At 67.3% G+C, this 5,230-nt stretch carries 8 protein-coding genes and 1 pseudogene; 8 read left to right on the forward strand and 1 reads right to left on the reverse strand.

Features of this window, described 5'->3' with window-relative positions:
* The first annotated feature begins 226 nt into the window (after nucleotides 1-226).
* From JAO81_RS39235 to JAO81_RS39245, 3 genes are all read left to right on the forward strand, one after another.
* The gene (locus JAO81_RS39235; RefSeq protein ID WP_199552790.1) at nucleotides 227-370 is read left to right on the forward strand and encodes a hypothetical protein; all 144 of its coding nucleotides are present in this window, start codon (nucleotides 227-229) and stop codon (nucleotides 368-370) included.
* Between the two features lie 316 nt (nucleotides 371-686).
* Nucleotides 687-887: a helix-turn-helix domain-containing protein gene (locus JAO81_RS39240; protein ID WP_199552791.1), complete on the forward strand. Its 201-nt coding sequence runs from the start codon at nucleotides 687-689 to the stop codon at nucleotides 885-887.
* A 114-nt stretch (nucleotides 888-1,001) separates the two neighbouring features.
* Nucleotides 1,002-1,193, forward strand: a complete 192-nt coding sequence (locus JAO81_RS39245) for a hypothetical protein (RefSeq protein WP_199552792.1) — start codon at nucleotides 1,002-1,004, stop codon at nucleotides 1,191-1,193.
* A 21-nt stretch (nucleotides 1,194-1,214) separates the two neighbouring features.
* Here JAO81_RS39245 and JAO81_RS39250 read toward each other — a convergent pair whose 3' ends face one another.
* Nucleotides 1,215-1,808: a PH domain-containing protein gene (locus tag JAO81_RS39250; protein ID WP_199552793.1), complete on the reverse strand. Its 594-nt coding sequence runs from the start codon at nucleotides 1,806-1,808 to the stop codon at nucleotides 1,215-1,217.
* A gap of 476 nt (nucleotides 1,809-2,284) precedes the next feature.
* Between JAO81_RS39250 and JAO81_RS39255 the strand changes: the two genes are divergently transcribed.
* The 5 genes and pseudogenes from JAO81_RS39255 to JAO81_RS39275 form a co-directional block, all read left to right on the forward strand.
* Nucleotides 2,285-2,497, forward strand: a complete 213-nt coding sequence (locus tag JAO81_RS39255) for a hypothetical protein (protein ID WP_199552794.1) — start codon at nucleotides 2,285-2,287, stop codon at nucleotides 2,495-2,497.
* Between the two features lie 58 nt (nucleotides 2,498-2,555).
* Nucleotides 2,556-2,864: an HNH endonuclease gene (locus tag JAO81_RS39260; protein WP_199552795.1), complete on the forward strand. Its 309-nt coding sequence runs from the start codon at nucleotides 2,556-2,558 to the stop codon at nucleotides 2,862-2,864.
* Nucleotides 2,865-3,125: 261 nt separating this feature from the next.
* Nucleotides 3,126-3,725, forward strand: a complete 600-nt coding sequence (locus JAO81_RS39265; protein ID WP_199552796.1) for a DNA primase — start codon at nucleotides 3,126-3,128, stop codon at nucleotides 3,723-3,725.
* Nucleotides 3,726-3,743: 18 nt separating this feature from the next.
* Nucleotides 3,744-4,169: a hypothetical protein gene (locus tag JAO81_RS39270; protein WP_199552797.1), complete on the forward strand. Its 426-nt coding sequence runs from the start codon at nucleotides 3,744-3,746 to the stop codon at nucleotides 4,167-4,169.
* A pseudogene (locus JAO81_RS39275) lies at nucleotides 4,159-5,230 on the forward strand (Terminase); the annotation flags it as partial. The gene JAO81_RS39270 and the pseudogene JAO81_RS39275, both read left to right, overlap by 11 nt.

Here is a 5,230-nt window from a genome sequence, read left to right on the forward strand (position 1 = left end):
CCGCCGCGGCCGGAATCCTCGGCCTCGTCACGGGGGGCGTGGGCATGGTGATCGCAGCCACCATCGGCGCCTACGTCGGCAGCGTCGGCGCAGACAACCTCGACCGCTGCAAGCGCTGGGAGTTCAAGTTCAAGTACAACGGACGCGGCGCCGGCAAGAAGTGCCTGCAGCGATGAGGACCGGCACCATAGGGAGCATGCGCATCCGGACAGCCTGGCCTATAGCCATGCTGATCCTGTTCGGTGGCCTACTGATCGGCGACCTGAGCCGGGGCAGCGAGCCGCTACTCGGCCCAGTTCTCCTCTACGCCGCCATCTCCATACCGGTGACCGCCCTGCTTACATGGATCGCCTGGCGCCACCGTCGGTGAACCGTCCCGCGCAGTACGTCAGAACCGCATCCACCGCCACGCTCTACACACCCCTACTCCTGGCGGTCGTTGCGATTACCACCAGCGGCCCTGCGCCCCTGATAGGACTGCCAGCCACCGCAGCCTCACTCGGAAGCCTCACCAGGCTGCGGTGGCGGCATGTCCACCTCTCCAACTGGCTCATCACCGCCGTACTCACCCTCTGTTTGGTCGCCGTCTTCACCTTCGCCACCTGGCCCACCATCGTGGCCGGCCCGATCGCGGGCCACATCAGATGAGAACGCCCACGGCTGGCAGTTGGCCCCAAACTGGATGCATGGCCGCCATCCTCGTCACCGCCGCCGAAGCCGCCCGACACTACGCCATTCCCATACGCACGGTGCAGCGCTGGGCTGCCGAAGGACGTCTGATCCGCTACGGCACCCCACGCCGCCTGACCGTCGACCTCCGCGAAATCGACCAGCTCTACTGGACACACCGACCCAAGCCATTGCGCGACGAACAAGCCGTGGCGTAATCTGCTCTCAAGATGGGTCCACTCCATCCCCCGCCGCCATCAGCCCGCGGCAACTCCTCAGGCCACCCAATGGGTGGCCTGAGCTGTTTCCCGCCAGCGGCAGAGGAGCAGAGCATGGCACGCATCCAGATCCTCGAACTCCCCGCCGAACACCACGGCGACGACTTCACCACCCCCTTCATCCTCGTCATCGACGAATACGAATACGGCACCGGAAAACCCATCGACGACCTACCCGGCCTCAAAGACGCGACCGGCGCACGCGGCGTCATCGTCACCGCAGGCCGCCTCGACGTTGCCCCGTGATGGCGCGACAGGTGAGTGGTGCTAGAGGCTGGCCAGGATGGCGGCCCGCTGCTGCTGGTACTCCTCCGCCGACACGATGCCCTGCGCGTACAGCTGCTCCAGCGTTTGGAGACGCGCAGCCACGTCGTTTCCCGCGTTGGGCTGGGGCGTGACAGGTGCCGGAGTCTGCACCACCTGAGGCCACGGCTGAGCAGGCGCCGCCGGATGCGCCGACGGGCCGGCCAAGCTGGCGCCAGAGATGCGCGCACGGAGAGTGTCGGACATCTGCTTACCGTCATCCTTCGCAATGTGCGTAATGTCGGCCTTGTTGCCAGACGTGAAAACGGTCAGCGTTCCCTGCAGCATGCCGCCCTTCCACTGCACCGACGAGATCTTTCCGTACGGAAAATCCTCCAACTGCTGAGACACAAAGCCGTGCTTCAGGAAGATCAGACGCACGTTGGTCATGGCCAACAGCCCCAGACCACCGCCGTACTGACCCGCCGCGAGCATGTCGACCTGCTCGCCCTCCCACAGCAGCTCGGGGAGCTTCTTGATCTCGCGCTTGCTACCGAACTTCATCCCGAGCCGGGCAGCGGCGCGATCGATGTCAGGGCGACCGGTCAAGTCAGACATAAGGCTTTCCTTCAGTAAGGGATCGTGCGACCCAACAGCATCCGGGTCCAACGGCCGGGCTCACAGAGTCCAACGTCCCCCAGCTCATAGCCCATTGGGGCTACCGCATTGATGCCTGTGATCAACCTCCGGTTGACGAACGTTGACCAAGCCCCGGGACCTTCCGGGACCAACGGCCCCCGCCCGGCGCGTGCTTGACGGATAGTTTCCTTCCAGAGCGGCCGGCGGCTACCAACGCTGGCCCCTGCCGCTCGACCACCCCGAGGCGACGCCAGCTCGCCGCGACGCGCCTCGGACGCCGACCCGGCCCTGTCAGTCCCGGTCGGCGTTGGGCCCGCAGCAGAAACCCCCTTTTGGCTGCGGGCCCCATGAACTCCCTTGCCGCGGGTGGATGCGCAGGCAAAGGGAACTCCGGTCCTCTCCTTGGCGGGTGTTGGGCTGGACCTGCAGGCCCGCACCGCGAGGAGAGCGAGACGATGGACACGTGGCCCGTTCACCTGCGCGTCGGCCCATGGGCCGAACGTCACATCGGCGACCTGATCATCGACGACGAAGACAGCCCGGCAGACGCCCTCGAAGCCCTGGCAGGCCTGCTCTTCGAAGCAGCCGACCACATCCGGCACGCGGCCGTTGAAAGCCTTCACCTCATGGGGAACGGCGCAACACCGGCACCACCAGAGCCAGCCTGAGCCTGGGGGCCCTCAAGGACCGTGCCTCTCCGGCGAACCCCACCCCCTGGAGGTGCCCATGGCCTGGAAGGAAAGCCCCACCGCCTGGCGAACAACCCCCCGCCCCCTGGGCTGGAAGGCCCTCAGGGCCCAGGCCCTGGAGCGTGACGGCGGACAGTGCACATGGACCGACGGCGGCGTGCGCTGCACCGAACCGGGCACCGACTGCGACCACATCGGCAACCCTGACGACCACAGCCTGGACAACCTGCGGATGCTCTGCGGACCGCACCACCGCAAGCGCACCGCACTCCAAGCCCGCGCTGCACGCGGACCGCAGCCCAGCCGCCGCCGCCCAGCCGAGCAGCATCCAGGACTCATCCGTTGAGCGCACGCACGAGCATCGCTGATATCTGCTGCGGACAGCACGAGCGTGACCTGGTGAAGGATCTATTCAGCGGGGTGGGGGGTGTCCCCGATCCTGTCTGAATCTCGCCCACGGTGCGGCATTGCACCTCGCTGGCTGTACGGGTCTGGTGATTTCCCTGACCTGCGATGATCACGCGCGGTGGTGAACACCACTCCCCGCGCGGTACTATTTCCCCAGGTCAGAGCCTGTATTCGTTACATGCTCCGGTATCCTGGGGGTATGGCGAACACGGTGTGCGAGCAGGGGAGTTGCGGCAATGCGCTGCCGGTGGCCGGCCGCGGTCGCGTGCCTCGGTTCTGCTCGACGCGCTGCCGGGTGGCGGCTCACCGTGCCCGGCGAGCCGAGTCTGCTCTGCCCAAGGAACTGACCCGGCGCAGGCGTTGGGTACGCCGTGACGTGCGCAAGGCGCCCCGCACCACCGATGGCGCGTACGCGTCCGTGGCCGACGGCTCCGTCTGGTCCACGCACGCCGACGCACTGCGCTCGCGGGCCGGTGTCGGTCTCGGGTACGTCCTCGCGGAGGGCGACGGGGTGGCGTGCATCGACCTCGACCATTGCCTGGACGGCGGTCAACTCGCGGCGTGGGCGCGGGACATCCTCGACCGGTGCCCGGCCACCTTCGTCGAGGTGTCCGTCTCGGGTGCCGGCCTGCACATCTGGGGTCGCGCCACGGTGACGCGAGGCCGCAGGATCCGCCGGGACGGTGTTGTCATCGAGATCTATGGACAGGCCCGGTACATCGCTGTGACGGGGCGCCGGTTCGAGCAGTGTCCGGCCCGGCTGGCTGACATTTCTGAGGTTGTTGCCTCGCTGACCTGACGTGGAACGGGGGTGGCCATGGCTGGGTTCGGTCCTCCTCCGTCGCAGAACAAGCGGCGCCGCAACAAGGACACTTACGAGGCAGAGAGCATGAGCGTGCCCGCCGAGGGCGCCTTCGATGCCCCCGACCTGCCGCAGGCCGAGGCATACAGTTCCCAGACCCTGGCCTGGTATGCGACGTGGCAGCAGGCGCCGCAGGCCGCGGTGTTCACGGTGACGGACTGGCAGCGCCTGCACATGCTGGCCCTGCTGGTTGAGGCGTACTGGGCGGAGCCGTCCACGAAGCTGCTCTCCGAGATCCGGCTCAATGAGTCACTGCTGGGGGCCACGCACGTGGACCGGATGCGCGGGCGGATCAAGCTGGAGCAGCCCAAAGCGACCGTGCACCCTGCCGGGGTTGCGGATTTGACTGCTCGTCGGCGCAAGGTCAGCGATGCCTCGTGAACGTGTCCTGCACCCTGAGCACACGCGCGACCATTCGCTGCACGTGGCTCTGGCGTGGATCGAATGGTTCTGTGTGCACGGCCCCGGCGATGTCCAGGGCATCCCGCTGCACGTTCGCCACGGCAGCGAATCCTTGCCGCTGGATGATGAGTTCGCGGGTCTGATTCTCGACTTCTACACCCACGATGCCTCCGGCCGGCGCCTGTATGACACGGCGGCGGTCTCCCGGGCCAAGGGCCGGGCCAAGAGCGAGCTGGCCGGGTTCGTCGGCCTGGCCGAAGCGCTCGGGCCGGTCAGGTTCGCGGGCTGGGCCGAGGGCGGCGAACGGTTCGTGTGGCGGGACTTCGTCTACGAGTACGAGCCGGGTGAGGCGATGGGCCGGCCGGTGACGTATCCGTTCATCCGTTGCCTGGCCACTGAGGAGTCCCAGTCCGGGAACACCTACGACAACATCAACTTCAACTTGGAGCACGGCCCGCTCAGCGAGGACCTGCCGTCCGGGACTGCGGGGATCACCCGCATCTTCCTGCCGGGCGGTGGGGAGGTGCGGCCCTCTACTGCGGCGGCGGCTTCCCGCGATGGCGGCAAGGAGTCGTTCGCGGTCTTCGACGAGCCGCACCTGTACAACCTGCCGGAGCTGCGGCAGATGTACCGCACGGTGGACCGCAACTTGCGCAAGCGCAAGGCGGCGGCGCCGTGGGCGCTGCTGACGTCGACGATGTATCAGCCGGGCGAGGAATCCACGCTGGAGAAGCTCCATGACCGCGCCAAGGCGATCGCCGAGGGCAAGACGCGTGAGCGGCGCCTGTTGTGGGACCACCGCGAAGCACCCCCGGACGTCGACACGGAGGACCTGGAGTCGATGCGGGCCGGCCTGCGAGAGGTCTACGGCCCGTTCGGTGACGTGCTGGACCTGGACGGGATCATCGAGTCGGAGTTCTGGAACCTCGAGAAGGACCCGGAGGAATCCCGCCGGTACTTCTTCAACCAGCCCACCGCGCACCGTGAGGGATGGCTGACGCATCCTGCGTGGGCGGCCTGTGCGGACGAGACCAAGAGGG

Source organism: Streptomyces sp. N35 (assembly GCF_016464295.1).
Taxonomy (GTDB): Bacteria; Actinomycetota; Actinomycetes; order Streptomycetales; family Streptomycetaceae; genus Streptomyces.

Bases quoted from the DNA above. Each gene is read 5' to 3' on its own strand.
- JAO81_RS39250 (WP_199552793.1), bottom strand. From the start codon at position 1,808: ATGTCTGACTTGACCGGTCGCCCTGACATCGATCGCGCCGCTGCCCGG.
- JAO81_RS39265 (WP_199552796.1), top strand. From the start codon at position 3,126: ATGGCGAACACGGTGTGCGAGCAGGGGAGTTGCGGCAATGCGCTGCCG.
- JAO81_RS39270 (WP_199552797.1), top strand. From the start codon at position 3,744: ATGGCTGGGTTCGGTCCTCCTCCGTCGCAGAACAAGCGGCGCCGCAAC.
- JAO81_RS39255 (WP_199552794.1), top strand. From the start codon at position 2,285: ATGGACACGTGGCCCGTTCACCTGCGCGTCGGCCCATGGGCCGAACGT.
- JAO81_RS39235 (WP_199552790.1), top strand. From the start codon at position 227: ATGCTGATCCTGTTCGGTGGCCTACTGATCGGCGACCTGAGCCGGGGC.
- JAO81_RS39260 (WP_199552795.1), top strand. From the start codon at position 2,556: ATGGCCTGGAAGGAAAGCCCCACCGCCTGGCGAACAACCCCCCGCCCC.
- JAO81_RS39245 (WP_199552792.1), top strand. From the start codon at position 1,002: ATGGCACGCATCCAGATCCTCGAACTCCCCGCCGAACACCACGGCGAC.
- JAO81_RS39240 (WP_199552791.1), top strand. From the start codon at position 687: ATGGCCGCCATCCTCGTCACCGCCGCCGAAGCCGCCCGACACTACGCC.